Annotated in this window: 30 protein-coding genes and 1 tRNA gene; 24 read left to right on the top strand and 7 right to left on the bottom strand. The window is 51.3% G+C overall.

Annotated features, from left to right (window positions below; all coding sequences use genetic code 11):
- The 5 genes from J0M34_04750 to J0M34_04730 are packed head-to-tail and all read left to right on the top strand — an operon-like array spanning position 1 to position 4,939.
- Entirely contained in the window at positions 1-345 is a 345-nt protein-coding gene (locus tag J0M34_04750; protein ID MBN8543556.1) for a hypothetical protein, read from the top strand.
- Between the two features lie 24 nt (positions 346-369).
- Positions 370-1,548: an AAA family ATPase gene (locus J0M34_04745; protein MBN8543555.1), complete on the top strand. Its 1,179-nt coding sequence runs from the start codon at positions 370-372 to the stop codon at positions 1,546-1,548.
- Between the two features lie 3 nt (positions 1,549-1,551).
- Positions 1,552-2,979 (top strand): CpaF family protein, encoded by a 1,428-nt coding sequence (locus J0M34_04740; protein ID MBN8543554.1) that lies wholly within the window; start codon positions 1,552-1,554, stop codon positions 2,977-2,979.
- Between the two features lie 2 nt (positions 2,980-2,981).
- Complete coding sequence (locus J0M34_04735; GenBank protein MBN8543553.1) at positions 2,982-3,935, top strand: type II secretion system F family protein; 954 nt, start codon at positions 2,982-2,984, stop codon at positions 3,933-3,935.
- Positions 3,932-4,939 carry a type II secretion system F family protein gene (locus tag J0M34_04730; GenBank protein ID MBN8543552.1) on the top strand — a complete coding sequence of 336 codons (1,008 nt, stop codon included), beginning with the start codon at positions 3,932-3,934 and terminating at the stop codon, positions 4,937-4,939. Before J0M34_04735 ends, J0M34_04730 begins: the two co-directional genes overlap by 4 nt.
- Before the next feature lie 100 nt (positions 4,940-5,039).
- On the opposite strand, the gene J0M34_04725 is transcribed toward J0M34_04730, so the two are convergent.
- Complete coding sequence (locus tag J0M34_04725; protein MBN8543551.1) at positions 5,040-5,876, bottom strand: tetratricopeptide repeat protein; 837 nt, start codon at positions 5,874-5,876, stop codon at positions 5,040-5,042.
- 176 nt (positions 5,877-6,052) lie between these two features.
- Between J0M34_04725 and J0M34_04720 the strand changes: the two genes are divergently transcribed.
- From J0M34_04720 to J0M34_04710, 3 genes are read left to right on the top strand one after another with little or no spacing between them, the layout of a single operon-like run.
- Positions 6,053-6,637 (top strand): pilus assembly protein, encoded by a 585-nt coding sequence (locus J0M34_04720; protein ID MBN8543550.1) that lies wholly within the window; start codon positions 6,053-6,055, stop codon positions 6,635-6,637.
- Complete coding sequence (locus J0M34_04715; GenBank protein MBN8543549.1) at positions 6,637-7,194, top strand: pilus assembly protein; 558 nt, start codon at positions 6,637-6,639, stop codon at positions 7,192-7,194. Before J0M34_04720 ends, J0M34_04715 begins: the two co-directional genes overlap by 1 nt.
- Positions 7,195-7,205: 11 nt before the next feature.
- Complete coding sequence (locus tag J0M34_04710) at positions 7,206-8,573, top strand: pilus assembly protein (GenBank protein MBN8543548.1); 1,368 nt, start codon at positions 7,206-7,208, stop codon at positions 8,571-8,573.
- 13 nt (positions 8,574-8,586) lie between these two features.
- On the opposite strand, the gene J0M34_04705 is transcribed toward J0M34_04710, so the two are convergent.
- A tRNA-Gly gene (locus tag J0M34_04705) sits at positions 8,587-8,661 on the bottom strand.
- A gap of 139 nt (positions 8,662-8,800) precedes the next feature.
- Here J0M34_04705 and J0M34_04700 point away from each other — a divergent pair.
- The 11 genes from J0M34_04700 to J0M34_04650 all read left to right on the top strand — a co-directional run bounded on the left by J0M34_04700 (position 8,801) and on the right by J0M34_04650 (position 16,142).
- Positions 8,801-9,124, top strand: coding sequence for a DUF4236 domain-containing protein (locus J0M34_04700; GenBank protein MBN8543547.1), 324 nt, complete (start codon positions 8,801-8,803; stop codon positions 9,122-9,124).
- Positions 9,125-9,131: 7 nt separating this feature from the next.
- Positions 9,132-9,314 (top strand): Trm112 family protein, encoded by a 183-nt coding sequence (locus tag J0M34_04695; GenBank protein MBN8543546.1) that lies wholly within the window; start codon positions 9,132-9,134, stop codon positions 9,312-9,314.
- A 135-nt stretch (positions 9,315-9,449) separates the two neighbouring features.
- Entirely contained in the window at positions 9,450-10,322 is an 873-nt protein-coding gene (locus tag J0M34_04690) for a MotA/TolQ/ExbB proton channel family protein (GenBank protein MBN8543545.1), read from the top strand.
- Between the two features lie 9 nt (positions 10,323-10,331).
- Complete coding sequence (locus J0M34_04685; protein ID MBN8543544.1) at positions 10,332-10,727, top strand: biopolymer transporter ExbD; 396 nt, start codon at positions 10,332-10,334, stop codon at positions 10,725-10,727.
- Positions 10,724-11,134 carry a biopolymer transporter ExbD gene (locus tag J0M34_04680; protein MBN8543543.1) on the top strand — a complete coding sequence of 137 codons (411 nt, stop codon included), beginning with the start codon at positions 10,724-10,726 and terminating at the stop codon, positions 11,132-11,134. Before J0M34_04685 ends, J0M34_04680 begins: the two co-directional genes overlap by 4 nt.
- Positions 11,131-12,180 carry a TonB family protein gene (locus J0M34_04675; protein ID MBN8543542.1) on the top strand — a complete coding sequence of 350 codons (1,050 nt, stop codon included), beginning with the start codon at positions 11,131-11,133 and terminating at the stop codon, positions 12,178-12,180. Before J0M34_04680 ends, J0M34_04675 begins: the two co-directional genes overlap by 4 nt.
- A gap of 9 nt (positions 12,181-12,189) precedes the next feature.
- On the top strand, positions 12,190-13,251 hold the full coding sequence (gene rfbB, locus J0M34_04670) for a dTDP-glucose 4,6-dehydratase (GenBank protein MBN8543541.1): 1,062 nt from the start codon (positions 12,190-12,192) through the stop codon (positions 13,249-13,251).
- Entirely contained in the window at positions 13,248-14,096 is an 849-nt protein-coding gene (gene rfbD, locus J0M34_04665; GenBank protein ID MBN8543540.1) for a dTDP-4-dehydrorhamnose reductase, read from the top strand. The genes rfbB and rfbD overlap by 4 nt, the downstream gene beginning before the upstream one ends.
- Positions 14,093-14,623: a dTDP-4-dehydrorhamnose 3,5-epimerase gene (gene rfbC / locus J0M34_04660; protein MBN8543539.1), complete on the top strand. Its 531-nt coding sequence runs from the start codon at positions 14,093-14,095 to the stop codon at positions 14,621-14,623. Before rfbD ends, rfbC begins: the two co-directional genes overlap by 4 nt.
- A 2-nt stretch (positions 14,624-14,625) precedes the next feature.
- The gene (locus tag J0M34_04655; GenBank protein ID MBN8543538.1) at positions 14,626-15,492 is read left to right on the top strand and encodes a D-amino-acid transaminase; all 867 of its coding nucleotides are present in this window, start codon (positions 14,626-14,628) and stop codon (positions 15,490-15,492) included.
- Entirely contained in the window at positions 15,480-16,142 is a 663-nt protein-coding gene (locus tag J0M34_04650) for an HAD-IA family hydrolase (GenBank protein MBN8543537.1), read from the top strand. Before J0M34_04655 ends, J0M34_04650 begins: the two co-directional genes overlap by 13 nt.
- On the opposite strand, the gene J0M34_04645 is transcribed toward J0M34_04650, so the two are convergent.
- From J0M34_04645 to J0M34_04635, 3 genes are read right to left on the bottom strand one after another with little or no spacing between them, the layout of a single operon-like run.
- The gene (locus J0M34_04645; GenBank protein ID MBN8543536.1) at positions 16,135-17,256 is read right to left on the bottom strand and encodes a prephenate dehydrogenase/arogenate dehydrogenase family protein; all 1,122 of its coding nucleotides are present in this window, start codon (positions 17,254-17,256) and stop codon (positions 16,135-16,137) included. The genes J0M34_04650 and J0M34_04645 overlap by 8 nt on opposite strands.
- Positions 17,256-18,350, bottom strand: a complete 1,095-nt coding sequence (locus tag J0M34_04640; GenBank protein ID MBN8543535.1) for a histidinol-phosphate transaminase — start codon at positions 18,348-18,350, stop codon at positions 17,256-17,258. Before J0M34_04640 ends, J0M34_04645 begins: the two co-directional genes overlap by 1 nt.
- A 1-nt stretch (position 18,351) precedes the next feature.
- On the bottom strand, positions 18,352-19,026 hold the full coding sequence (locus J0M34_04635; protein ID MBN8543534.1) for a chorismate mutase: 675 nt from the start codon (positions 19,024-19,026) through the stop codon (positions 18,352-18,354).
- Positions 19,027-19,079: 53 nt separating this feature from the next.
- On the opposite strand from J0M34_04635, the gene J0M34_04630 reads away from it, so the two are divergent.
- Together J0M34_04630 and metW are read left to right on the top strand one after the other, a co-directional pair.
- Positions 19,080-20,261, top strand: a complete 1,182-nt coding sequence (locus tag J0M34_04630; GenBank protein MBN8543533.1) for a homoserine O-acetyltransferase — start codon at positions 19,080-19,082, stop codon at positions 20,259-20,261.
- On the top strand, positions 20,258-20,866 hold the full coding sequence (gene metW / locus J0M34_04625; protein ID MBN8543532.1) for a methionine biosynthesis protein MetW: 609 nt from the start codon (positions 20,258-20,260) through the stop codon (positions 20,864-20,866). The genes J0M34_04630 and metW overlap by 4 nt, the downstream gene beginning before the upstream one ends.
- Here metW and J0M34_04620 read toward each other — a convergent pair.
- Positions 20,849-21,760, bottom strand: coding sequence for a hypothetical protein (locus tag J0M34_04620; GenBank protein MBN8543531.1), 912 nt, complete (start codon positions 21,758-21,760; stop codon positions 20,849-20,851). The genes metW and J0M34_04620 overlap by 18 nt on opposite strands.
- Before the next feature lie 170 nt (positions 21,761-21,930).
- Here J0M34_04620 and J0M34_04615 point away from each other — a divergent pair, with 170 nt between their 5' ends.
- A complete protein-coding gene (locus J0M34_04615; GenBank protein MBN8543530.1) occupies positions 21,931-22,140 on the top strand; it encodes a hypothetical protein in 210 nt (69 codons plus the stop codon).
- On the opposite strand, the gene J0M34_04610 is transcribed toward J0M34_04615, so the two are convergent.
- Complete coding sequence (locus tag J0M34_04610) at positions 22,137-23,957, bottom strand: lytic transglycosylase domain-containing protein (GenBank protein ID MBN8543529.1); 1,821 nt, start codon at positions 23,955-23,957, stop codon at positions 22,137-22,139. The two genes, J0M34_04615 and J0M34_04610, sit on opposite strands and share 4 nt — an antisense overlap.
- 144 nt (positions 23,958-24,101) lie before the next feature.
- Here J0M34_04610 and J0M34_04605 point away from each other — a divergent pair, with 144 nt between their 5' ends.
- Positions 24,102-24,368, top strand: a complete 267-nt coding sequence (locus J0M34_04605; protein ID MBN8543528.1) for a hypothetical protein — start codon at positions 24,102-24,104, stop codon at positions 24,366-24,368.
- A 117-nt stretch (positions 24,369-24,485) separates the two neighbouring features.
- On the top strand, positions 24,486-25,745 hold the full coding sequence (locus tag J0M34_04600) for a hypothetical protein (GenBank protein MBN8543527.1): 1,260 nt from the start codon (positions 24,486-24,488) through the stop codon (positions 25,743-25,745).
- Positions 25,746-25,763 lie beyond the last annotated feature (18 nt).

Genomic DNA, 25,763 nt, shown 5'->3' with positions numbered 1-25,763 from the left:
ATGAAACATATACTGCCAATTCTGTTACTGGCCTCCCTTGCTGCATGCGATGACTATGTGCCCGCCGAGAAAAAAGCGGTGATCAATCCAGTCACTCGCGAAATCACCAAGCCCGCACCATGCCCGGATTGGAGCCATCAGACAGAAAATTATGATAATAGTGTGCATAGTAATTTTGGCTGTGCGACGGCAAATAACATAGCGATTCAACTCGATGACCCCGCCGATGCTGTGCGCGGCCATGGTTCTGGCACCGATACAGAGAGCACCGTGCGTACGGTAGGGCGTTATCGCGCTGGCGAGATTCCACAACCACTCCAACCACTCAGCGATGTTGGCAACTAACGACTAAACAAACGATAGGCGACCATGAAAGTAATAGCGTTTCTTACCGATGGCCCCAGCAAAGACGCGTGTGCGCAGGCCTTCAGCACCCTGCCGTCCAAGGTGATTCAGGGCGGCGCAGTGGATGCCGTAGGGTATCTAAAAGAAAATCCCTCACCCGACTTTTTGATCGTCGAAGTGCCTTCTGCCGACGCCGCACCAGCGATGCTCGACCAATTGGCCGATGTCGTGGCGCCAGAAACGAAAGTGGTGATTACTGGAAAAATTGACACGTTCCGTTTTTATCAATGGCTCAAAGATATTGGCGTGCATGGCTATTTGCTTGAGCCGTTCACCGCCGCACAATTGCAGGAAATTCTTAAGGAAGCGCCAGCGCGCGGCGATAAATCTGAGGCTAAGAAACCATCCAAGGTGGTCGCATTCATTGGTGCGCGTGGCGGCGTAGGTGCAACAACTATTGTTGCGAATACGGGCTATATCATCGCCACTGAGCAAAAGAAGCCAACCGCTATTATTGACCTCGATTTGCACTTTGGTGCGCTAGCACTCACCCATGATATCGAGCCAAGCCGTGGCTTGCAGGACGCGCTTGAAAAACCAGACCGTATCGACGGACTGTTCCTCGATCGTGTGATGACCAAGTATGTCGATAACCTCTATTTGCTGAGCGCCGAAGAGCCTCTGCATGAGGCAACGCCGCATGATGCCAACGCCGCCGAGAAACTGCTGCTGGTGATGCGAGAGAAATTTGAAGTGATACTGGTTGATTTGCCGCACGTGATGACACCGCTCACCCGCGCCGTGCTACTGGCCGCAGATGAGGTGATCATCGTCAGCGAATTATCATTGGGTAGCTTGCGTGACGCGCTGCGTATCAAGGACTATGTGGTGGAACAACTGCATCGCCCCGCGCCAAAAATCATTAGTAATCGCGAAGGCATGTACGGCAAACACGAATTGAAATTAGCGGATTTTGAAAAGCATATTGGCACAAAAATAAGTGCCCATGTTCCCTTCACAGCAGATATTTTTGTCGCCGCAACGCAAGGTGAATTAGCAGCCAAAGCTGTTAAGCATGTTGATGTACAAAAGGCACTTCATGCGGTGGTGCAGCTCATTGTGGGTGCAAAAAAACCAGCAGATGGCGCAAAGCCTCAAGCCAAGCCATTGTTGGGTGGGCTATTCGCACCCAAGAAAGCGTAGGCCATGTCAGGTTTTGGACGCAGGAATATCCCTGTTGCTAGCCCTGCCAGTGCTGCTACGCCGCCAGCAGTTCCCGCCGAAGCCGCAGCAACCTCGGCGCCCGCACCAACTAACGAGCGTTTGAGTGAGCGTGACCCGAACATGACGGCCGTATCAAAGGATGCGCCGCAGCTTGACGATGAATTGCAGAAAACCAAAGAGCTTATCTACAACACCTTGATGGAGCAGATTGACCTGCCTACCGCTTCGCGCCTTAAGGCAGAGGAATTGCGTCGCCAGATTACCGACCTGATTGGTGAAATCGTGATGGAGAAGAAACTCGCCATCAACCAGGCAGAGCAGCACGTACTCGCCAACCAAATCGTGGACGACATGATTGGCCTAGGGCCGCTTGAGCCACTGCTAAAAGACGAAGCAGTGACGGATATTATGGTGAATGGACCACAGCAAATTTATGTCGAGCGCAAGGGTAAGTTGGAGCTGACCGACATTCAATTCCGCGACAATGAACACGTCATGAACATTGCGCAGCGTATCGTTACAGCGGTTGGTCGTCGTGTCGATGAATCAAGCCCAATATGCGATGCGCGCCTAAAAGACGGTTCACGCGTAAACGTCATTGCTACGCCATTATCACTTAAAGGCTGTAGTATTTCGATTCGTAAATTCTCTAAAAAGAAAATCACGCTCGATATCATGGCGCAGCAGGGCAATATTTCTCCAAATCTCTGTACGGTCCTTAAGATTGCTGGCGCATGCCGTCTCAACATCATCGTATCGGGCGGTACGGGTTCGGGTAAGACCACGTTACTCAACGCACTCAGCCGCATGATTGACCATGGCGAGCGCGTCGTAACGATCGAGGATGCGGCAGAGTTGCAATTACAGCAGCCACACGTCGTGCCACTTGAAACACGCCCAGCCAACCTTGAGGGTGGTGGTGAAATCAACATGCGCGACCTCGTGAAAAACGCGCTGCGTATGCGTCCTGACCGCATTATCCTTGGTGAGGTACGCGGTGGCGAGGCGCTCGACTTACTACAAGCGATGAACACAGGTCACGACGGTTCGCTTGGAACGCTCCACGCCAATAACCCGCGTGAGGCGCTGACGCGTTTGGAGAACATGGTGAACATGGCGGGTACCAAGTTGCCATCGAGCGCCATACGACATCAGATTGCTTCTGCTGTGCAGCTCATTGTCCAGATTCAGCGTATGCGTGACGGTATGCGCCGCATCACGCACGTCACAGAAGTAGTGGGGATGGAAGGTGAGGTGGTGATTACACAAGACCTCTACACCTACGTATTCCAAGGCGAAGACGCTAACGGCAAGCTGATTGGTGAATTCAAATCCACGGGATTACGCCCCAATTTCTGTAAACAAGCAGCCTATTTCGGACTCGAAAAAGCGCTGCTGGATGCGATGTAATCATGCTGTATTTAATCACAGGGATTTTAGGTGCGCTACTCGTAGTGTTCGCCTTCTCGGATGGCAGCGCCAAGAAACGCAATGCTCGCATGGCACGCGTAGTTGGGCGCACGCCAGCCACCAGCACCCTAAGCACGTCGGGGCAATCAAGCTTGCGTCGTAAAGCAGTGGATTCAAAGCTTCCATTCATTGGTGAAGTCAAAAAGCTGAATCTCGAAACACTCGCAGAGCGCCTGCAAACCGCAGGCATGCAGATGACGCCGAAGCGCTATTTGATGATGAATCTGATTATCGTGATTGTAGTGGCGCTGCTGGTTATCATTCTTAAAAAGAAAATCCTTCTGGGCTTGCTCATCGGGCTGATTGTCGGGATTGGCTTTCCGCACATGATTGTTGGCAAAAAGCTTGCGAAGCGCAAAATCGAATTCATTAAACTGTTCCCTGATGCGATTGATTTGATTGTACGGGGTTTGCGCGCAGGTTTGCCAGTGAGTGAGTCGATGCAAATCGTCTCACGCGAGATTGGCCAACCTGTGGGACCCGTATTCGGCACGATTGCCCAGCAAATCGCACTGGGTGTGCCCGTTGAAAAGGCACTGACTGATGTGGCGACGAAACTGGGGCTTACCGAGTTTAACTTCTTCGTGACGACCATTATCTTGCAGCGTGAAACGGGGGGTAACCTCGGCGAGATTCTGAGTAACCTCTCAGAAATTTTGCGTGCCCGCGCTATGATGAAACTCAAAATTAAAGCGCTCTCATCGGAAGCCAAGGCTTCTGGTTTTATCGTTGGCGCCTTGCCGTTCTTCGTTCTCATTATGCTGGCGATTGTTTCGCCGGATTATATCAAGGTGCTGTACACGGATTATCGCGGCAACCTGTCAGCACTTGGTGCAGCATGTAGTATGGCTATGGGGGCGTTCGTCATGCGTAAGATGACGCAGTTTGAAATATGAGCAACCAAGCAGGACAGCCACTCAATATCGAAGCGTTATTGCCCCTTGGGATAACCTTAGACGATGTGCTGCTTGTCACCGCAATGGGTACGGTATTCTTGCTGGTATACTCCATCGGTCAGCTATTCATTGATCGTGATCGCATGGCACCGCGCCTCAAAGCAATCGCTGAACGCCGTGCGGAATTGAAATCAGGGTTGATAGGCCCAACGCGCCGTAAAAAAGTGAAATCACAAAGCGGCATGGAGTTTATCCGCAATGTCGTATCGCAGTTGAAGTTGACGCAGCAGCACCAAATGGGCGAGTTGCAAAAACGCATGACGCGTGCGGGATTCCGTAGCAAAGATGCTGTGATTATTTATGCTTTCGCCAAACTGGTTGCGCCTTTTGCAGCATTGGCACTGGGTCTGATTCTCGCTAAAATTGACTGGGCAGCACCCTTTGAAGCCAAGAAAGCGTGGAAGTGGCTTATCGTGCTAGGGGTTGCGTATTTCGGTTCATCGCTGCCCGACATTATTATTCGCAACAAGCGCGACAAACGTTATCACGCGATTCAAAAAGGCTTACCCGACGCACTGGATTTGATGATGATTTGTGCCGAGGCTGGCTTAAGCTTGGCCGCAGCTTTGGATCGCGTTTCCAAAGAGCTTGGCCGAACCTATCCCGAAATTGCTGAGGAGTTAAGCCTCACTTCGGTGGAGTTGGGATTCCTGCCCGACAGGCAAGTGGCGCTTAAGAACCTCGCTGATCGTGTGGATTTGCAAGAAATTCGAGGGTTCGTGAACGTGATTGTGCAGACCGATAAATACGGTACGCCTATCTCGCAAGCATTGCGTGTGCTCTCCAAAGAATTCCGCACCGAGCGCATGTTGCGTGCTGAACAAAAAGCAGCACGACTCCCCGCGATGATGACCGTGCCCATGATCGTATTTATTCTACCAACACTCTTCGTGATTGTAATGGCTCCGGCCATTATCAGCGTGCTGGATACAACGAGTAAATAGCATGTAACGCTTCGGCCTCGCACACGCCGTGCTCGCCTTCGCGCAGCTTCGCTGGCTCAAGGCTGATTCAGCCTGCTGGCTTCATCTAACGGGATTTGTACTACTCGCTCGCTTGAACAGGCAAGCTTGGTGGCGTTGCTGCTTCATCGCCTTTTTTCTTGGCAGCGTAGTATGCTTCTAAGCTCTCAAGCGCTTCTTTTTGCTTATCTGCATCATAGTCGTCACCAAGGATTTCTTGTGCCTTCTTCTCTTCTTTCAGCAACGTATAGGCCAGCGCAAGATTATGTATCGTCACCGCCGAGGCGTCTTTCTCCTTAGCGAGTGGCTCAAGCAAGCTCACCGCTTCTTTTGCTTCGTTATTAAACAAATAGGAAAGCCCCAGATTATTCTGCACGAAGCTTGCTTGCTCGCGTGGATTATAGGTCAGCGCTTCCTTGTAAGCGAGTTGTGCACCAATATGGTCACCCTGCATGTCCATGGCGATCCCTTTGCCCGCCAGCAAATCAATATTGCGCGGCATGGCGATCAGGCCATTTTCGAAGACGCGCTGTGCTTCGGTATAATAACCTTGCGACAATAAATATTTACCCAGCATCAAGTTCAGGTCTGGCTGCTCAGGTTGCCAGCTTAGGCCTTCTTGCACGATCTTTTGTGCCTCGGCTGCACGCCCTTGATTGGCAAGTAGTCGTGCCAGCATGATATGCGCATCAACATGTCCTTTGGAGAGTGCGATGGCGCTGCGGTAAGAGGCTTCTGCTTGTGCGGTCTGGCCAGCACGCAGGGATTGATTGCCAGATTCAATAGCGAGCAGTTCGCGTGCAGGGAGTGGCCCAAGTGTTGCAGGGTCAACAGGCCCCTTGGTGGTTTCCATCGTACCGTCGCAGGCAGCAAGCGCTAAAAGTGAGACGGTGCAGAGTAAACGAAGATGTGCGCGCATAATAACCTCGTGTGAATGTCCTATAACCTAACGACATTGAACGTAGAAAACAAGCGTGCAAAATAGGTACAATTTGAGCGAAACACCATTAAAATATCCATCAATATCAATGAATTGGAAATGATTTTGCGTGACGTAAGCGGCCCACTTCTCTATACTATAGCGTGAGGTGAATCATGCGCTTTCTGAAGCAGTTTCGTAAGAACGATGACGGCGTGACCGCGCTCGAATTCGCGTTCGTGGCGCCTGTACTGTCATTGTTCGTGATGGGTGTCATTGAAGCAGCGATGATGATGTTCGTGCAAAACATTATCGAAAGCGCGACCTTCAATGCATCGCGTTTGGGAAAGACAGGATTCGCAACGGAAGGTGCAACGCGCGAAGAAACCATCCGTGCGATGATCGATGAGCGGGCAGGTGGTTTGTTGGATGCAGAATTGATCGAGATCGATTCGATGGCATATGGTGGTGGCTTCGGCGATATCAACCAACCTGAACCCTACACGGATAGTAACGGTAACGGCACTAAAGATGGTGCAGAGCCTTATATTGATTCCAATGGTAATGGACAGTGGGACGCGGATATGGGTGCCGCAGGTTTAGGGAATGCGGGCGATGTCGTTGTCTACACCGTACAATATCCATGGACCTTATTAACACCGATGGCAGGTGCGTTTTTCGGCAATGATGAGTTGGATCCAGATGAAGACCCCGTCATTGTGCTTACCGCGCGGGCTGTTGTTAGGAATGAGCCATTTTGATGGGATTTCGCACACAGTTTTTGCGTAATGAGTCGGGGATAGCCGTCACCGAGTTTGCGATTGCTTCGGGCTTTTTTATGATATTGCTGTTGGGAGGATTTGAGTTGTCACGCGCCGTGCTTGTGAATCAGAAAGTCGAGAAAGTTGCCTATATCACGGCCGACGTTACCTCGCAGGCAACGGTTTTGACCGCCGACCAAATGGACGAATATTTACTTGCTGCTTCACAGGTGATGGACCCATTTGAATTCGCCGAGAATGGCGTGGTGATCGTAACCTCTGTTGAGCGCGACCCTGGCGATGTACAACGCATTCGTTGGCAATATGAGGGCGGTGGATCGCTCGAGGCCGAAAGTCGTGTTGGCTTGGCAGTGGGCGTTACGGCGGTATTACCTGAAGGCCTCATCATCAACGAGCGCGATAACGTCATCGTAGCGGAAGTATTCTATCGCTACACACCGATGTTTGCAGCCAATGGTTTATATGAAGAGACAGATATTTACAAAACGGCCGTATTCAAGCCGCGATTAGGTGCACTCACGACCGCACCCCAATAGGGAGATCGTTTATGCGTAAACAATGGTGGAATAACAGAGCAGGTGCGGTGATGCCACTGATGGCCGTCAGCATCATTGCGCTGGTAGGTATGACAGGTGCAGCCGTTGATACAGGGCGCGCACAACTGGTGCAGTCCAAACTATCAAGCGCGCTGGATGCGGCAGGACTAGCAGCAGGATCGAATATCAACACACAAGATGTACAAGCCGAGGTGCAAAAATATTTCGATGCGAATTTCCCAGACGACTATCTGGGTTCCGAAGTCACGGAGCTTGTCGCAACCGTCAATGACGACAATACAGTGATTTCACTCAGTGCCGAGGCGGTGGTGCCTGTACGTATTATGCAGGTGATGGGGTTTGATACGATTACGGTACGCGCCACCTCGGAGATTACGCGCCAGACCAAAGGGCTGGAGGTCGTGCTAGTAGTCGATACGACCGGTTCGATGTGTTCCCCTTGTACCAAGATTGATGCATTGAAAGATGCTGCCCATGATCTCATCGGCATTCTCTATGGGGAGGAAGAAAATCCAGAGGACTTATATGTCGGTATTGTACCCTTCTCGCAGAACGTGAATGTCGGCAATACGCGCACCGCATGGCGCGATGCGACCCATTGGGCAACCCTGAATTGGCGAGGCGTAACATGGGCAGGTTGTGTGGAGGAGCGCTTCAATAATCGTGATGTGACGGACGACCCGCCATCGGTAGAAGCCTTCCGAGCGTTCTTCTGGCCCGATGTGAATAGCGGCAACTACGCCAATGACTGGCTTACCAATGGTGGTAGCTTGCGTTCGGGTATCGGTTATAGCAAAGGTCCCAACAAGCATTGTACGCTGAACCCGCTGGTTCCGATGACCACCAACCGAACAACATTGGATAATGCAATTACGAATCTTACGACCAATGGTAATACGCACGTGAATGTCGGCGCTATATGGGGCTGGCGTATGCTATCACCTCGTTGGCGCGGTCTGTGGGGGGGCGATATGGATGCAAACGCTCTACCACTTGATTACGATACACCGCTGATGAACAAAGCCGTAATCATCATGACTGATGGTGAAAACGTCTATGGTAATACGACGCGAACATCTTACGGTTATATCACCGATAATCGTCTAGGCACGACGAGCACCAGTGTCGCACCCGACAGATTGGATGATAGATTGGCACAAGTCTGCGAATCGATGAAAGCGCAGGGTATATTGGTCTATACCGTGGCATTCGATGCGCCAGGTGCAAATATCGAAACCTTGCTCGAAAATTGTGCGACCAATCCAGACTATTTCTTCAATTCACCCACGGCTGCCGATCTGAGTGCTGCTTTCAATGCAATTGGGGATTCGCTGTCGAATCTAAGAGTGAGTCGATAAAAAAGGGGAGAAATGGAGCGGGCGAAGAGATTCGAACTCTCGACATTCACCTTGGCAAGGTGACACTCTACCACTGAGCTACGCCCGCTCACGTGAGGCTGCGTAACATACGCAAGCAAAATGAAATTGCAAGCGCTTCTTACAGATTGATTTATCAAGGGATTATAGGGGCATTATCGCATTGCGCTCTGCCGCTTGGCCGATTAGGCTGTGCTAAAGGAGTGCTTATGGGGTTCCGTTTCCGCAAAGGCGTACGTATCCTGCCCGGACTGAGGCTGAATATCACGAAACATGGTATCAGCAGCCTGACGATTGGGGGCAAGGGTCTTACCTATAATATCGGCAAGAAGGGAACCCGTGCAACGGGCGGCCTGCCTGGAACTGGCCTCTCTTATTCTGAGTATTCGGCTCATCATAGCGAAGCACGCGAGCAGGTCATAAACCCCGAAACGGGTGAAATCACAGAAGAGAAAGTGACCTCTGGCCCACCATGGGTCATGATTGCAATGATTGCACTCGTTCTTCTCGTCGTTTATACGCTGCGTAGTTAGGAAATCCATGCACACCTCCAAACCAGATAGCGCCTTACTCGAATTACTTGTCTGTCCCGTCAGCAAGAGCACATTGATCTATGACGAAAAGGCGCAGGAGCTCATTTCCAATGCGGCGGGTTTAGCGTACCCGATCCGTGACGGCATCCCCATTATGCTGCCTGAAGAAGCCCGTAGTTTGGCGAAATAGCCCTATCCACAGCCTGTGGAAAACCTAACGGAGTCCTCGACTCTAGGCGCTATTTGCGCTAGCGTGCGGGTTCAATAATAAAACAAAACGGCAAAGCATATGGTTGAGTTGATATTCGTCAAGGGCGGATGGGTCATGTACCTCATTGTAGCCCTATCGGTCTACACGCTCGCAATCCTGTTTTACAAGGCTTACCAGTTTGTGAATGCGCACGTTTACAACACGCGCTTCATCGACCCAGTCATGCTTTTCGTCAAGCGCGGCGAGATGACCGATGCCAGCAAACTCCTCGAAAAAGAACGCGGACCAGTCGCACGTATCATGCGTGTGTCGGTAGATTGCATCATGAACCGCGATATGAGCGTCAAATCACGCGAGGCTGAAATTGCCCGTGTTGGCGCAGGTGAGTTGCGCTATCTCGAATCCCACATGCGCTCGCTCGAGGTGGTTTCCACCATCGCGCCATTGCTGGGCCTGATGGGTACTGTTATCGGGATGATTGCATCCTTCAGCAAACTCTCGCAAGCGGGTTCACGCATTGACCCATCCATGCTGGCAGGCGGTATCTGGGAAGCGCTGATTACCACGGTTGGCGGCTTGTTGGTAGCGGTGCCAGCATTGGCTGCTTATTATGTGATTGATGCGCAAATCGAGCGCGTGCGTGCCATCATGCGTGATGTTACCGTGCAGATTCTTGCTCTTGAAGATAGCTTCATCAAAAACGAAAAAGAACAAGAGAAGCGCGAAGCCATTGAGTTGGAGAATGCGCGTCGCCGCTTGATGGAAGATCAGCAAAAAGCGGCTGCGATGATGGCGGCTGCCGTTGCCAATAGCAATGCGCAACAAACTGCGCAGCGCATCGACCGCGAGAAAACGGAAAAAGAAAAGAAGAAGCGTGAGCAAATGGAATTGCTGGCCGAAAAAACAGCAGAAACCGCTACGTCGCGCGGTGCGCCGCAAAGCGCCAGTGTGCTGCGCCTACTCAGCCCCAGCTATAATAAGTTCTAGGAGAAGGCGATGGATATCCAGCGCCAGCCCCGTAAAGCACTGCATATGAATCTCACCTCGCTGGTGGATATCATTTTCATGCTGGTGATTTTCTTCATGATGACAACGAGCTTCACCGCATCCGAATCGCTGGAGCTTTCACTGCCCAGCAAAAACGCTACCGTTGCCTCTGGCAAAGACGTGATGCGTCTGCGGATTATGGCAACAGGCCATGTCACGATTAACGATGTGTACGTGAATGCTGAGCAGCTTAATGACGAGCTGGTTGAAGTCATTGCGCGTGACCCTGATGCACGCATCGCCATCTTAAGCACCCCAGGTGTTAGCGTTCAGCAGCTCGTAAGCTTAATGGATCTGGTATATCTGAGTGGTGGCCGCAACGTGCAAGTGGATAAAGCGGTATGAGTTTTGACTTCATAAGAGCCAAGCGTTCACCGCGCCCGATGAGCTTCATTCCGCTCATTTCCATTATGTTCGTGTTGATTTTATTCTTCATGATTGCAGGTCACTTGGAAAAAATCCAAATCATCGAGGTGGATTTGCCCATGGCGGATTCTGGCCAGATGATCGACGAAGGGCCTATTGAAATCATGCTCGGCAAACGCGATGAAGTCATCATTAACGACGAAATGCGCTCCACGAGCGAAGTCTTGGCAGAGTTGAAAAACCAGCTCGCGACGAATCCTGAGCGCGTCATAACGATTAAGGCCGACGCGGCGCTGGAAGCGAATAAGTTGGTGGATTTAATGCAAATGGTGCGTGATGCGGGCGGGGTAAACCTTTCGCTGATTACGGAGTCAAGCAGCCTATGACGACATGGCGTAACATACAGCCCAATCCGCGTAGCATGACATTGATGCCAACCCATCACTCGTTAGGCAACAATACCTATCTAAGCGGCATTGATTTCAACAAAATGCTCATGCTGGCGTTGGTGATTCATGTGCTGGTGCTTGGTCTTACGAACTTGCTTCCCGAAGAAAAAGTGACGACGATTCCAGTCCACTCACTCTCATTCAAAATTGGTGAGAATCAGGCTATACGGGCTTTTCAGCCAGCACCTGTGCCGCAGCCTAAATTCGTTCCTGAGGTAAAACCTGAGCCAGTGAAACAAGTTCCAGCCCCTAAACCCGTTGCAAAAGCACCTGCCAAATTGCCAACGTGGAAACCTGCCACGACAGAAAAATCAGTCATCAAAACGAATGCACCAAAAGCAGAAGTGCCAAGCGTGGGAAGCAAGCCTCTCGCTGCACCAACTGTTACACCGCCTGTGCCACGCCAAGTACCACAGGAAAATCAGTTCGCCGCCGCCCAGCAAAAAATTGCGCCGCCAGCGCCTAAGAAAGAAGAATCCTCGCTGCTGGACTTCTTGATGCTGCCCATCAATGCAATCACGGCAGATAGTAAAAAGCCTGCCATCGCTGATAGCCCGCAGCAATATGTGCGCGACCATGGTGCGGCCCCCTCACAGGAAATTGACACGTTACGTGCACAGGCGCGTAACACCTTCGCCAAGTCAGACACAGCTTCCGCAGTGGGTGAGCAAACAAGCGGCATGAGCGCCGAGCAACAAGTGCGCGCCAATTATGAGAAAGTCATTTCCGCATGGATTGGGCAGCATAAGATTTACCCAGCATCCGCGCGTGGTCGCGAGGGTAGGGCGGTGCTGCGCATCCGCATCGACCGTCAAGGCTATGTGCGTTACTACGCGCTGGAGGAATCCTCAGGTGTTGCTGTGCTCAATTCCGCCGCGATTGATATGATTCGTCGTGCTAATCCAGTACCAGCCGTGCCAGAAAATTACCCTGCAGGGAACCTAATCGAGTTTCTGATTCCCATCACCTTCGAAGCACCTTAAGAATAAGCCATGTCCTATTCATCCACACAACCCACCATTCTGATTACTGGCGGGGCGGGGTTTATCGGTTCTGCGCTAGTGGCCGAGGCGGTGCGATTAGGCTATCACGTCGTCGTTCTCGACAAACTCACCTATGCAGGCCACCCACAAAATCTGACATGGATAAACCATCAAGACTGGGCGGGAAGCTATGCGCTTGTCGTCGGCGATATTCGTGACGCGGCAACGGTAAGCGAGTTGTTCGCCGCTCATAAGTTCGAGGCGGTGATTCACGCGGCTGCCGAATCACACGTTGATAATTCTATTGCTGGCTCTGCGCCATTCATTCACACCAATGTGGTTGGTACGCACACATTGCTCGAAGTCTCGCGCAATTATGTCGCCAGCCTGCCGGAAGCTGAGCGTAAAAAATTCCGCTACCTCCAAGTCTCTACCGACGAAGTCTATGGCGCACTCGGCGAAACTGGAACATTCAAAGTCGATTCACCGATTAAACCAAATTCACCTTATGCAGCTTCCAAAGCGGCGGCGGATTTGCTGGTGCTTTCATGGCACCATACGCATGGGCTGAATACGGTCATCACGCGTTGCTGCAATAATTATGGCCCACGCCAGCACCCCGAAAAGCTCATCCCCCGTATGTTGACCAATGCACTCAAGGGCGAGAAGCTGCCTGTCTATGGCCAAGGCAAACAAAAGCGCGAGTGGATACATGTGGATGATCACGCACGTGGCGTGTTCGCGGCACTTAAAAACGGCGAGTCGGGTGGCATCTATCTGCTCGGTAGTGGTGTCGAGATGGAGAATATTACTCTCGTGAAAGCACTTTGCGTTTGGCTTGCTGACGCGAAGCAGGGCGGTGATTACCTCAAGCTTATTACCTTTGTCGAAGACCGTTTGGGGCATGACTTCCGCTACGCGTTGGATGTTGAGGCCTCGCATAAAGCGATCAAATTCACGCCGGAAGTGCCATTCGAAGAAGGCATCAAAACTACCATTTTATGGTACTTGAACCATCCTGAATGGGCAGAGGCGATGATGAAGCATAGCCAAGCGGTTCGCGGGCAATGAGAGCAATTGTGCTAGGTGCGCGTGGCCAAGTGGGGCACTCGCTATGCCCGATGCTTGGTAATGATGTGCTGGCCATCACCAAAGACGCATTCGACTTCACGCAACTCAGCGCCATCGAGAAAACACTCGATACCATGGCAGATGGTTTCAATCCTGAAATCATCATTAATCTGGCTGCTTATACCAATGTCGAGCAAGCTGAAATCGACAAAGACTTGGCGACGACCGTCAATGCACACGCGCCTAAAGAAATCGCCGCATGGTGCAACAAACATCGCGTACCCATCCTTCACACCTCTACGGACTATGTGTTCGACGGCCAAAAGCAATCGCCCTATACGGAGCGCGACGATACAAATCCTCTCAACCATTATGGTATCAGTAAATTGGCGGGCGAACATGCAGTGCTAGAAAGCGGCGCCAAAGCCATCGTGCTGCGCTTGTCATGGGTCTACAGCGTCACGCATGCTCATAGCTTCGTGCGCAAGATCATGGCGCGTGCCGCAACGGACAAAACATTGAATGTCGTCGCTGACCAAGTGGGTTCACCAACCAGTGCTGCGGCTGCGGCTAAGGCGATTGCAGCACTGTTACAAAAATTACCTGCTTCGGGCATTTACCATGCAACCCCTCAAGGGCATACAAGCTGGCACGGTTTCGCTTGTGCCATTATGGAAGAAGCTGGCATTACGCTTGAATCCATCACGCCGACACTCACTCACGAATTCGCAACCAAAGCCAAGCGCCCAGCTAATTCACGCCTAGATTCTTCGAAGCTTGCCAAAGCGGGTATCGTGATTCCCCATTGGCGCGAGGGCTTGAAAGAGGTTATGAAGAAGTCATGAAATTAATCGATACCAACATTCCAGAAGTGAAGCTGGTGCAGTTGAAACTGCATCATGATGCGCGCGGATTCTTCTGCGAGCAATACACGCAAGCGATTGGCGAAGCGTTGGAAGTAACATTCGTACAGGATAATCGTTCGCGCTCAGTTGCTGGCGTGTTGCGCGGTATCCATTATCAACTTGGTCAGGGTAAGTTGGTGAGCGTCACCCACGGTCGCGTGCTTGATGTTGCGGTGGATTTGCGCAAAGACTCGCCCACCTACAAACAGCATGTGGCGCATGAATTGAGCGATGAGAACGGCCTGATGCTCTGGATTCCAGCAGGTTTCGGCCACGGTTTCTGCGTACTGGGTGATCAGCCTGCCGATGTGCTTTATAAAGTCACCACAGGCTATAACCCCAAGGGTGAGGGCGGGATTCGCTATGATGACCCCGAGCTGAATATACGCTGGCCAAATGAAAATCCTATCCTTTCAGACCGCGATAAAGCCTTGCCATTGCTCAAGGATGCCATTATCCCAGCCTGACTATGGCACGCATTGCATACGTAAACGGAAAATACCTCCCCAGTCACCTCGCAACGGTGGCGATGGAAGACCGTGGCTACCAATTTGCCGACGGTGTCTATGAAGTGGCCGCATTCATCAATAATCGCCTGCTCGACGAAGCCAAGCACCTCGACCGTTTGGAGCGTTCGCTAGTGAAGCTGGATATTCCAATGCCGATGGCGCGTAATGCACTTATCGTCAAAATCCGCGAGTTGATGCGACTGAGCGAAAAGACCTACGGCATTATCTATCTGCAAATCACGCGTGGCACGGCGCCGCGTAACCATTTGTGGAAATCGACCATGAAGCCCAACCTCACCATGTGTGTGCTGCCAGCCAAATTCCCAAGCGCGGCAATGCGCGAGAAGGGCTGTGCCGTCATCACCGCGGCAGACGAGCGTTGGTCGCGCTGCGATATCAAATCCATTTCACTGCTGCCGAACATTCTCGCGCGCAAAAAATCCGACAAGCCAGAGCTGCGCGAAACATGGCTGATTCGTGACGGTGTGATCACCGAAGGCTCCTCGACCAATGCATTCATTGTAGCGGGTGGTAAAGTCATTACCCACCCTGCGAATAACTTCATTCTTGGTGGCGTAACGCGCGACGTGTTGCTGCAACTCGCTGCCGAGCATCAAATTCCCGTGGAAGAGCGCGGTTTCACACCAAAAGAAATGACCGCCGCTTCCGAGGCATTCATTACCAGCACGAGTAATTTTGTGATGCCTGTTACGGAAATCGACGGCAAAAAAGTTGGCGATGGTAAGGTTGGAACAATCACCAAACGCCTGATGGAAATTTATGACGCACATCTCGATAGGGAAGTAGGCGAGCGATGCGCAGCCTAATAAAGCCAAAAGCAGTGTTGTTTGATTGGGATAATACGCTGGTCGATACATGGCCGGTGATTCACAAAGCATTGAATATGACCATGCGCTTCATGAATCACGAAGAATGGTCGTTGGACTATGTGAAAGCGACGGTCAAAAAATCGATGCGTGATTCCTTCCCCGAATTATTTGGTGATGATTGGAAGCGCGCCGCAGACCATTACCAACAATCCTATCGCTCCATCCATCTGCAGGAGCTGGGCGTGCTTGAGGGTGCGGAAGACGTTCTCAAAGCACTGAAAAATACCGACTGGTTCATTGGTATCGTCAGCAATAAAAAAGGCCCAAGCTTGCGTCGTGAGCTTGAGCATCTGGGTTGGGGGCATTATTTCCAAGCGGCCATTGGCTCCGAAGATTCTGAGTATGACAAACCACATCCAGCCCCAGTGCTGGAAGCGCTCAAAAGCACTGCCATTATGGCAGGCGCGCATATCTGGTTCGTGGGCGATACGGCCGTAGATTTAGAATGTGCGCAGGTAACACGCTCAACACCGATTCTTTATGGTGATGTGCAAACCAATGGCGGAACCTATGAAGGCTTCCCATTCGATGCGCACGTTAAGAACCATGCAGAAATGCTCGAGTTAGTGAAGAAGTTTGCTAGCTAACGAGAGCTGTTGCTTCTTTTTCGATTGCCTGTAAATGCGCAAAAAGCTGCGGCTCTTCATTCAAGGTCATCAGGCGTTCGACTTCCTCGAAAAGTGGCAAAATGCCCTCAATCAGCAGCGCTACAATGGCAGCCGTCTTGCTGATTTCTTCAATATCGATTTCTGGTTCTTCTGCGGCTGGTGCAACAATATCGCGCATGCCACCTGCACCGAAACGGCGCACTGAAGCGCCCGCATGTTGTTCATACACGCTCACCGTTGAGATGAGTGACGCCGCAAGAATACGCGGCAAATAACGCGCCGCGACTGGCTTGATGTCTTGGTCGGTTGGTGCATTCTCGCCTTCGCGCAGCTCTTTTACAAAATGTCCAAGAATCGATTTATATGCCGCCAATGCAGGCAGGATCGCCGTACGATTCTCGATGAATATATCCGTCCACATACGTGGGTTGGAGCGCGAAATGCGTAGGAATTTTTGTAACGTCATGTCGTCTTTGCCTACGCGCAAGCCTTGGCGATACAAAAAGCTCGACGCCACAAATGCAATCAAATGCGGCAGGTGCGAGACATGCGCATAAATCTGGTCGTGGATGGTCACGGGAAGTTCCATCACCTGTGAATCCAGTTTCTCCCACAGTCGGCGCACGCGCTCAGTTGCATGGCTGGGTGTTGATTCAAGTGGCGTAATGATGAGCAGCTTTTCTTCAAATAACGCGCCATTAGCAACAGCAGCGCCCGCTTTCTCCGAACCCGCAATAGGGTGCGCTGGCACGATAGCAATGCCATTGAGCACAGCGGCAATATCTTGCATGGGCTGCTTCACCGACCCAATATCGGTAATCACCGCCGTCTTCTTGACGTGTGGCGCAATGGCTTGCGCTAATGCGGGATAGGCGCGAAGCGGTGCAGACAACATGATTAAATCTGCCTCCTTCACTGCTAATGCTGGTGTTTCGGCGATATCATCAATCGCTTCATTCATAATCAACAGCTGGCCGTGATGTGTAATTGGGTCATAGCCAATGATCTGTTCGCCAATACCCGCATTGCGGCAGGCAAGCGCAAAGGAACCACCCAGTTGTCCCAAACCAAGTATCGCGATTTTAGAAAACATCAGGCAGCGTTCCTGCTCGCAACAAAATCATTCAGTGCTTGAGTGAGCAGATTGTTCTCTTCGCTCGTGCCAAAGCTGATGCGTAGATATTCTGGTAAACCATAAGCTACCGTGTCACGTACAATCAATCCACGCTGAGTGAGAAACTGATTTGCCTCGGTTGCCTTTTGGGTACTACCAAAATGCACAAGCACAAAGTTAGTATGGCTTTGCACAAAACCCAACCCTAGCTGCTTCAACGTGTCACAAACACGCTTGCGCTCGATAGCATTCTTCTCGCGCTGCTGTGGTACGAACGCCGTATCGTGGAGCGCGGCAACACCTGCTGCAAGGGCAGGCGCAGTAACATTGAATGGGCTGCGAATACGGTTCATGGCGTCGATAATCGCGGCGGGTCCATGCGCCCAACCAAGGCGCAGCGCAGGCAGGCCGAAGATTTTCGAGAAGGTGTGGAACACAACCGTATTGGTATCTTTCACCAAGCCGTGACCTGTATCGTAATCATTCACGTCCATATATTCTGCATAGGCAGCGTCGAGTGCGAGAATCACGTCCTCGCGCAGGCCAGCGCGCAGGCGCTTGATTTCACTGAACGGAATATAAGTGCCCGTCGGATTATTAGGGTTGGCGATGAACAAAATCTTCGTACGCGGGGTGACAGCAGCCAGCATTGCGTCGACGTCGAAATGCAATTCTTTCTCGGGAGCGGTAACCGGTGTTGCTTCATTGGCGAGTGTATAAATTTTATACATCAAGAAGCCATATTGGCTGTAGAGCACCTCGTCACCTTTACCAGCGAAGGCGTGAATTAGCAGGCCAATCAATTCGTCGGAGCCTGAACCACAAATCAGTTCGTTCTCGGGGAAGCCATGCGTTTTGCTGAGTGTCTCGCGCAATTCCATATGCCCACCATCAGGATAGCGGTGGAGGTTTTTTGCCGCCGCTTCGAATGCGGCAATTGCTTTGGGTGAGGGCCCCCACGGATTCTCATTCGAGGAGAGCTTGATAATACGCTGCGCACCATCCGCTTTGGATTTGCCGCCGACATACGGCTTAATTTGCATGATAGATTCTTTAGGCTTGGGCGATGTCATATTATTCCTTACGAAGTTGCGCAGGGTGGGTGCCAACCCATACCGAGTCGGCGCGGTCTTTCACAAAACCTGCAACACTGACCACATGACGGTCAGAGTCAATGAAGTAACTGACATCATCACCTGATGGTTCGGGTGCAAGTGCGGCAATGGCTACTGCCTCGACTTTATTGCCAATCACAGGCAGCGCTGCGAAAATTTTCAAAGTCGGGTGTTTCTCAAGCAGCGCAATATCCTGAGTTGGGATAATGGCAATGTTTGCCTGCTTGCCGCTTACGCTGCGCACGGCTTCTTCGCTATCGGCTGCATCGTGGTGGTCAACGTAATGGCCAAAATATTCATGCCCTAAATGGCGCGGCGCAGAAGATATGACTTTCAAAGGTGATTCCAGATGGGTGCTGGCGCTAATCAGATGCCGCCAGATAATGACCGCCGCATGGACATTGAAATCACTACCCTTGAAGGCTTCATAAATGCGCTTATGCATTTGACCTTCGCGGGCAGGACGAATGTGACAATCATTAGGCGTGTGCGCGCGCTTTAGCACAGCAACTTCTTGGATAATGCCCGTACGCTCTTTGATCAGGGCAATCAGCCTATCGTCCAGCGCGTCGATACGGGCGCGCAAGGCCTGTAATTGTGCATCAAAACTGGATTTGGTTGCTGGCTCACTCATGGCTCATTGCCTAGACCATTGCACTTCGAACTGCAAGTATCTATGAAAGGCATATGAAGCTTTCCGCACCTTACACCACGCGCTTGAATTTTGGCCCGCAGCATACGGCGGCTGAAGTTGGGCAGCTTATCGATATTACGCCAGATACGCCCTTTCAGTTTGATTGCGGCGCAACCATGGACACGATTACGCTAGCCTACCAAACGCTTGGCACGCTGAATGCTGATAAATCCAACGCCATTTTGCTGTGCCATGGCTTAACAGGTGACCAGTATATTTCAGGCACGCACCCCGTCACGGGGAAGCCTGGATGGTGGGAAGATATTGTCGGCCCAGGTAAAGTGCTGGATACGGATAGATATTTTCTGATTGTCAGCAATGTGATGGGCGGATGTCTGGGATCCTCAGGGCCCAAATCCATTAACCCAAAAACGGGCAAGCCATATGGCATTGAATTCCCGATCCTCACCATCAGCGACATGACCCGCGCCCAAACACTCCTGATGGATGCGCTAGGCATCGACCAGCTATTTGCTGTCATTGGTGGCTCCATGGGCGGGATGTTGGCGCTGGAATGGGCCGCAAAATATCCTGAGCGTGTGTTTGCCTGCATGCCTATTTGCACTGCCGCCCGTCACAGCCCACAAAATATCGCCTTCCACGAAATCGGCAGACAAGCGGTGATGGCTGACCCTAATTGGAATGAAGGCCACTATATTGAGCGTGGTACGTTCCCCTCCAAAGGGCTTGCCGTTGCACGCATGACTGCGCACGTTACCTATCTTTCTGAAACGGCATTGCACGAAAAATTCGGTCGGCGCTTGCAGAATAAAGCGGCGCTGGGTTATGGCTTCGATATCGATTTTCAGGTGGAGTCGTACCTGCGCCACCAAGGCAAAACCTTTATTGAGCGCTTTGACCCCAACTCCTATCTCTACATCACCCGCGCGATGGATTACTTTGATTTAGAGCGTGATTATAACGGGCATCTTAGTCACGCCTTCTTGAATACGCCTGTGCGCTTTTGTGTCATCAGCTTCACGAGCGACTGGTTATTCCCTACCGAGGAATCGCGCCGTATCGTACGTGCGCTGAATGCCGTAGCGGCAAGTGTAAGTTTTACCGAAATCAAAACCGACAAAGGGCATGACGCCTTCTTGCTGGACGTGCCGGCCCTACATGCCACCTTGCAGGGATTTTTGGATGGGGCAGCAAAGGCGAGGGGGATAGCATGAGTACATTGCGCCCAGACTTACAAACCATTGCGGAACTCGTCACCCCCAACAGCCGCGTACTTGATATTGGCTGCGGTGAGGCGGAGTTGCTTGCGTGGCTGAAGTCTCAAAAATCGGTTGATGGTCGCGGCATCGAGATCGAGCAGGAGCGCGTGCAGCGCGCCGTGCGTATGGGCATTCCCGTCATTCAGGGCAACGTCGATACGGACTTGGCGGATTACCCAACAGGTGCGTATGATTTCGCTATCTTGAGCATGACGCTACAAGCCATGAATAATCCTAAAAATGTGTTGGCAGAGCTGACGCGTATCGGCAAACAGGCCATTGTATCGGTGCCCAATTTTGGCCACTGGAAGAATCGCCTCTATCTCGCACTTCATGGCAAGATGCCTGTTACGCGCACACTTGCTTATGAATGGTACGACACGCCAAACATTCACTTCTGCACCATCGCCGACTTCGTGATTTTATGTGAGCGTATGGGCATCACGATTGAGCGCCGCATCATGGTCGATGCGCAAGGGCAGCGTTCACGGTTCTATGGTCGTGGCTGGTGGGCAAATCTATTTGGCCAGCAAGGCGTGTTTCTATTGAGTGCGCGGTAGTTCGAGCACGACATCGCAGGCGTGGCTATCAATGGGTTCAATAGTAATCGCTGCTCCAATACGTGAAGCCAACAGGCTTGCGAGTTGGATATTGGCATGTTGCTTGAGTGTTGAGGCAAACATCGAGACATGGGTGCTGCGCCCATACATGCATTGCTCAAGAAACGCATAGCGCTCTGCTTCGGTGAGCGCGCCTGGGCGCATGAGATTGACGCGTAAATGAATACTCACGCTGCGATTCGTCTCCGTGGCGCTGACGGACAGCATGCTATCGTCTTCCGCTAGTCTGAGTGTGCCAAGCAGCGTCAGCATCACTAGCGCTTGTAGCAATGCGGGCTGGCTTTCAATATGTATCCCTTCTTCCCATGTTTCGCTATTAAGCTTCATCGCGCGACGATCGAGCATGGTGGAAACATTCAGCAACGTGCTTTGCATCATCGTCGATAAGTTAACGGGCTGCGAGATTGCATTCGCGCTGCTGGCATTTAGCAACCCAATCGCATGGGTGATAAGTCGCAAATTATAGGCCTGCTCGCAGACACCATCATAATCGTCACGGACTGATGGGTCGGCACGGCGCGCGATGATGCGTTCTTCCAGATATTCTGCATAGGCAAGAATCTGTTTGTAATGCACCCCAACCTCTCGCCCTGTGAGGTGGGTGATACAGGATTGCTCCTGTTCAAACTGCTGGAGTCGCTTGCGGCTCAACTCCAGTTGGTATTCCATGTTGTGCTGTTCAACATAGGAAAAGAGTATTTGCTGAATCGTCTGGTGTACGTGCTCGATACGATGCGAGCGCAGGCGATACCAAAGCCTAACAAGGCGGGTATGAATACCAATATTAGGGTAGGAGGGGGTGATAGACTCAAAACCTACACGCGAGTTCTGCATAGGAATCAACCTACGGCTTAATAGTTAACAAGCCATTAACCTTTTCACCCACAAGTAGAATGGCGTGCTGTGGCGATTTGGGCGCAATACCCTAGGTAATCAGTAGATGAATGGGCTGTGGATAGTTTTTGCTGCGCTGCACACAAACCCATGCTATAGGCTGGGGCAGTATGAGAACTATTCTACCCATTTTCATAATCCTACTGGTGAGCGCTTGTGCAAAAGAGCGCCAAGACTCGGTATGGGATCTGTATGACGTGCGCCACCCAGTGCCCGAGGACTCGCAAGTGCCTGTCAGTCAGGCAACGCAATATGACCAATATATCGATAACGACGCCTACTACCAACCCCCCACGATTGAGCAGTACGACCCTGACTAGCGTACCAAGTCGGTCTTGAGACCAATCGGCGTGCTGGGGTTCAGTAATGCACGATACACTTGTACGTTCTCAAGTGCTCGCATCACATAATTGCGCGTTTCTATGAAGGGAATCGATTCAATCCAGTTGATAGCCGCTTCTGGATTATTGGGTGGCATACCAAAGCGCGCTATCCATTTACGAACATTGCCCGAGCCCGCATTATAACTGGCAATCGCCAGAATATAGGAACCATCAAACCCGTCAATCAAACGTCCGAGATAATTTGTACCAAGGATCATATTGTACTCTGGCTCGAACAGGCGATGAATCGTGTAACCCATGCCCAGCTTCCGTGCCATCATTTGCGCCGTTGGTGGCATAAGCTGCATGAGTCCGCGTGCCCCAGCAGGGCTCACTGCGCGAATGTTAAATTCGCTCTCTTGGCGGGTGATAGAAAGCGCCAATGCTGGCTCAATCGTGCTCAGTGTGGGTATCTTGATTTTCGGCCAGCCATAGTTCAGCAGAATATGCTGCTTCTGTAGTGCAAGCTTGCTGACGCGTACGGCGTCAAATTCCTGACCATGCTGTTTGGCGAAATCAGCAAGAATAGCGAGGTCATACTTATCGTTCGTGTTCTGGGCAAGATTCAGTAAGAACGCATCCGCTTCCTCTTCCTTGCCTTGTTGGATGAGTAGCGCGATGAGGCGTGGTGTATCGTTCTGCGCGAATTCACGGCGCTCACTTTCATCCACGGAAATGGGGGAGGGTAAATCAAGCGTTGCGGTTTTATCGAGCTCTAATGCGGCCATCTGGCCATAAAATACGGTGGGGTGCTGTGCGGCTTTTTCAAACCATTCTTGCGCAATATCATGATTGCCATTCTTGCGTGCAGCTCTACCTGCCCAATAGGCAGCACGCGATTGGCTGACAGGGAATTTCACCAATTTATACAGCTGGTAAAAATCTTCATAGCCGCCACGTGCATCCGCGAGGTGCTCGGTGCGAATCCATCCCTTCACCCATAGAGTATCTGCAAGATATTCAGGCTTCATCTGCCCATGACTGGAAAGAATATCCAGCGCGCGTGCATACTGGCGTTTTTCAAGTGCCTTACGTGCATATTGCATGCGCAGCGTATACCAAGCATCAGGGTGTGGCGGGTTAGAAGGTGCTTGAGCAAACAGCTCCATCACTCCTTCTTCCATGCCGCGCTTGTGGCGCCAGGTGATACGGTCAAAAATCAGTCCTGCATTCTCTTTGAAATGAGCGGGTAGTTTGTTGACGAGGGCATTTGCATTCCCTGCATTGGTGATGAGTGCAATCCGCGCCTCATAGAGTGGGCGATAAGAGCCTGCTTCATGAATCAAACGCTTTGCAGTCGCGGTTTTTCCTTCAAACAACAGGCGCGAGATACGCTCACGATGGTTGTCTTCCGTTAATTGCGCGCCATAACGTGCGAGCACCATTTTTTCTTCATCGGCATTGAAATCGCCTTGAATCCAACCCTGCACAACCTCTTTGATGCCGCCCACACCAGCGCGTGCGCACGCAATCATACCGCGCCCTGAAATGGGTGGGAATTCGCGGCAGAAGGCCTCAATATCACCACCTTGGCGCAATGCTGCTTCTTCGGTTTTCATGCGAATGACGTTTTGCTTAGGCCAATCGCTATGGCGCTTCAGGAAGCGATACCCCTCATCAAAGAAAATCACGGCGGAAGGATCCGTCATCTGCTCCCACTGCGCGTAATCGGCAAGCAACTGACCGTCCGACGTTGCGTGGGCAGGTGTGGTAATCACGAGGTATGAAATCAGCGCAAGAAAGAAACGGTGCATAGATACTGTGTAGCTAATGTCTAGAGCTTGTGCCAGCCCTTTTGATGAGGGGATAGTTTTTGAAAAATAGTGCTCACGTTAACGAATTCGTCATCAGACTGTCATATGGTGGTGATAGCCGTACTATGTAACGAAGAGGATTTTATGACAGAAGAAGCGAGCATTTTAGATCTTGTGAAACGAACTGCATACTTCGAGCAGCTTATTGCAATGGACCGTACACCCATACCAACCAATCGAGGTGCTTGGAAAGACATCGTGGAAAAAGCAAATGCAGAAATTGAACAGCGTGGTGGACTTGGTTCATTTAGCCCACAAGAAGTTAGTGCAGCGCAAAAAGCTGGTAGAGATATGGCTTTAGCATGGAATCAGACTAATACTGCTGAAATGAGCACAGGCTATATTCGATAGCTGGGTTACGCTAAAGCAAGTCGGCGCTTTGTTCTGAATTAACCAAATTTTAAGCAATTCTTCACGGTATCTTTATGAGTTGGCGCTAGCCTTGGTAAAAATGGCAAAGGATAAATTATGGTAGAAAGAACCTTTAGTTCCGAAGAAGAAGAACAACGCTTCCTGCGCGACCAGTCGAATACTGTTCGAGAAAATCGTCAGAGCGTGCAGCAGGTAGCACGCGATATGGGTCAGTTGCGCGGGGAGTTAGCAGATTATGATATCGCTGATTCACTCTTTAGAACAAGACGTGTTGATGAGGCTAGTGCTGTTCTCAGCGCAAGCGCTACACTCACTGCAGAAGATCGGCAGTACAGGGAAGCGCAAAGAGCGCTAGATAATTATAATCCTTCGCCGCGCCTGCCACGAGAGGCTTCAATATTTAATTGGTTTCCTGATCCAGGCCTGAGTAGGGAACAAATTAGCATAGAAAGAGCGCGTCTAGCGGGTATAAGCAATGGAGAGCTAGCGGATCTTCAGCAAGCACGAGAAGGTCTGGTTTGGGCAAATGGCACTGCTGAGCGCGCAACAGATAACTATAACGCTGCAAGAAATGAGATTATCGTTACCAACGGGCAGCGCGACGTTAGTGACTTAAACACGCTAGGTGTTCATGATGTTCAGCGACTCGCGCGGTTCTTGAGAGATGTTGAGTATCAAGCTGCTGGGGAAACGGTTTCTAGATCCGACGATGCTGATGGTATCAACGGTCCACGCACACGAGCGTTGATGCGTACGCTTGGAATCGACACAAACAATGATGGTAATTACACGCAAGCCGAGCTTGCAGAGCTAAGAACGCGAGTGGATGCAGCAATGCTGCGTTTAGCTGAAGCGGGCAGCCCTGAGACACTCGAAGTGCGTATTGCCCGTACGGGATTTACTGGAAATGCTGCTATCGAACGGCTTGCAGCAGAGAATAGTAGATACACGACGATTCACGTTGATAGCCTCCGCAATCCTGGCACTTCGGCTGCTGATGCGCTTAGCCAAATGAACTCAACCAGTGTCGTGCCTGGCTACCAATACGAAACACAGGATTTAAATTTATCGCTAGACCAGCGTGCATCTATCGCTGCCATCGCTAGCAGATATCGTGCGCAAACAGCAGAATATACTCAAGCCTTGAGTGATTTGGGTGGTGAGCGTGCACTCGCCATTCCGAATGGCTTTGTCATCGTGCGTTTGGAAGGCCGCAACCAAGATGGTTCGATTGGGCCGCAAACGGTATTAGTACCGCGTGGTGAGTTAATCGACGCATTGGGTGGCCCTAGTGACCCACAAGCTAGGTTGATATTGAGCGATCTTCAAAGGGCGCGCTCAGGCCGCACCGATTAAAAAAAGGGCCGCTAAAAA

It is taken from the genome of Alphaproteobacteria bacterium, from assembly GCA_017302575.1.
GTDB lineage: Bacteria > Pseudomonadota > Alphaproteobacteria > Rickettsiales > UBA3002 > JAFLDD01.
Note: the sequence above shows the minus strand (reverse complement) of the source record. Positions and strands in the feature narration are given on the sequence as shown.

Bases quoted from the DNA above. Each gene is read 5' to 3' on its own strand.
- J0M34_04720 (MBN8543550.1), top strand. From the start codon at position 6,053: ATGCGCTTTCTGAAGCAGTTTCGTAAGAACGATGACGGCGTGACCGCG.
- J0M34_04700 (MBN8543547.1), top strand. From the start codon at position 8,801: ATGGGGTTCCGTTTCCGCAAAGGCGTACGTATCCTGCCCGGACTGAGG.
- J0M34_04615 (MBN8543530.1), top strand. From the start codon at position 21,931: ATGAGAACTATTCTACCCATTTTCATAATCCTACTGGTGAGCGCTTGT.
- J0M34_04600 (MBN8543527.1), top strand. From the start codon at position 24,486: ATGGTAGAAAGAACCTTTAGTTCCGAAGAAGAAGAACAACGCTTCCTG.
- J0M34_04680 (MBN8543543.1), top strand. From the start codon at position 10,724: ATGAGTTTTGACTTCATAAGAGCCAAGCGTTCACCGCGCCCGATGAGC.
- J0M34_04655 (MBN8543538.1), top strand. From the start codon at position 14,626: ATGGCACGCATTGCATACGTAAACGGAAAATACCTCCCCAGTCACCTC.
- J0M34_04750 (MBN8543556.1), top strand. From the start codon at position 1: ATGAAACATATACTGCCAATTCTGTTACTGGCCTCCCTTGCTGCATGC.
- J0M34_04710 (MBN8543548.1), top strand. From the start codon at position 7,206: ATGCGTAAACAATGGTGGAATAACAGAGCAGGTGCGGTGATGCCACTG.
- rfbC (MBN8543539.1), top strand. From the start codon at position 14,093: ATGAAATTAATCGATACCAACATTCCAGAAGTGAAGCTGGTGCAGTTG.
- J0M34_04730 (MBN8543552.1), top strand. From the start codon at position 3,932: ATGAGCAACCAAGCAGGACAGCCACTCAATATCGAAGCGTTATTGCCC.
- J0M34_04605 (MBN8543528.1), top strand. From the start codon at position 24,102: ATGACAGAAGAAGCGAGCATTTTAGATCTTGTGAAACGAACTGCATAC.
- J0M34_04685 (MBN8543544.1), top strand. From the start codon at position 10,332: ATGGATATCCAGCGCCAGCCCCGTAAAGCACTGCATATGAATCTCACC.
- rfbB (MBN8543541.1), top strand. From the start codon at position 12,190: ATGTCCTATTCATCCACACAACCCACCATTCTGATTACTGGCGGGGCG.
- J0M34_04650 (MBN8543537.1), top strand. From the start codon at position 15,480: ATGCGCAGCCTAATAAAGCCAAAAGCAGTGTTGTTTGATTGGGATAAT.
- rfbD (MBN8543540.1), top strand. From the start codon at position 13,248: ATGAGAGCAATTGTGCTAGGTGCGCGTGGCCAAGTGGGGCACTCGCTA.
- J0M34_04645 (MBN8543536.1), bottom strand. From the start codon at position 17,256: ATGTTTTCTAAAATCGCGATACTTGGTTTGGGACAACTGGGTGGTTCC.
- J0M34_04695 (MBN8543546.1), top strand. From the start codon at position 9,132: ATGCACACCTCCAAACCAGATAGCGCCTTACTCGAATTACTTGTCTGT.
- J0M34_04740 (MBN8543554.1), top strand. From the start codon at position 1,552: ATGTCAGGTTTTGGACGCAGGAATATCCCTGTTGCTAGCCCTGCCAGT.
- metW (MBN8543532.1), top strand. From the start codon at position 20,258: ATGAGTACATTGCGCCCAGACTTACAAACCATTGCGGAACTCGTCACC.
- J0M34_04725 (MBN8543551.1), bottom strand. From the start codon at position 5,876: ATGCGCGCACATCTTCGTTTACTCTGCACCGTCTCACTTTTAGCGCTT.
- J0M34_04630 (MBN8543533.1), top strand. From the start codon at position 19,080: ATGAAGCTTTCCGCACCTTACACCACGCGCTTGAATTTTGGCCCGCAG.
- J0M34_04690 (MBN8543545.1), top strand. From the start codon at position 9,450: ATGTACCTCATTGTAGCCCTATCGGTCTACACGCTCGCAATCCTGTTT.
- J0M34_04640 (MBN8543535.1), bottom strand. From the start codon at position 18,350: ATGACATCGCCCAAGCCTAAAGAATCTATCATGCAAATTAAGCCGTAT.
- J0M34_04620 (MBN8543531.1), bottom strand. From the start codon at position 21,760: ATGCAGAACTCGCGTGTAGGTTTTGAGTCTATCACCCCCTCCTACCCT.
- J0M34_04745 (MBN8543555.1), top strand. From the start codon at position 370: ATGAAAGTAATAGCGTTTCTTACCGATGGCCCCAGCAAAGACGCGTGT.
- J0M34_04610 (MBN8543529.1), bottom strand. From the start codon at position 23,957: ATGCACCGTTTCTTTCTTGCGCTGATTTCATACCTCGTGATTACCACA.
- J0M34_04675 (MBN8543542.1), top strand. From the start codon at position 11,131: ATGACGACATGGCGTAACATACAGCCCAATCCGCGTAGCATGACATTG.
- J0M34_04735 (MBN8543553.1), top strand. From the start codon at position 2,982: ATGCTGTATTTAATCACAGGGATTTTAGGTGCGCTACTCGTAGTGTTC.
- J0M34_04715 (MBN8543549.1), top strand. From the start codon at position 6,637: ATGGGATTTCGCACACAGTTTTTGCGTAATGAGTCGGGGATAGCCGTC.
- J0M34_04635 (MBN8543534.1), bottom strand. From the start codon at position 19,026: ATGAGTGAGCCAGCAACCAAATCCAGTTTTGATGCACAATTACAGGCC.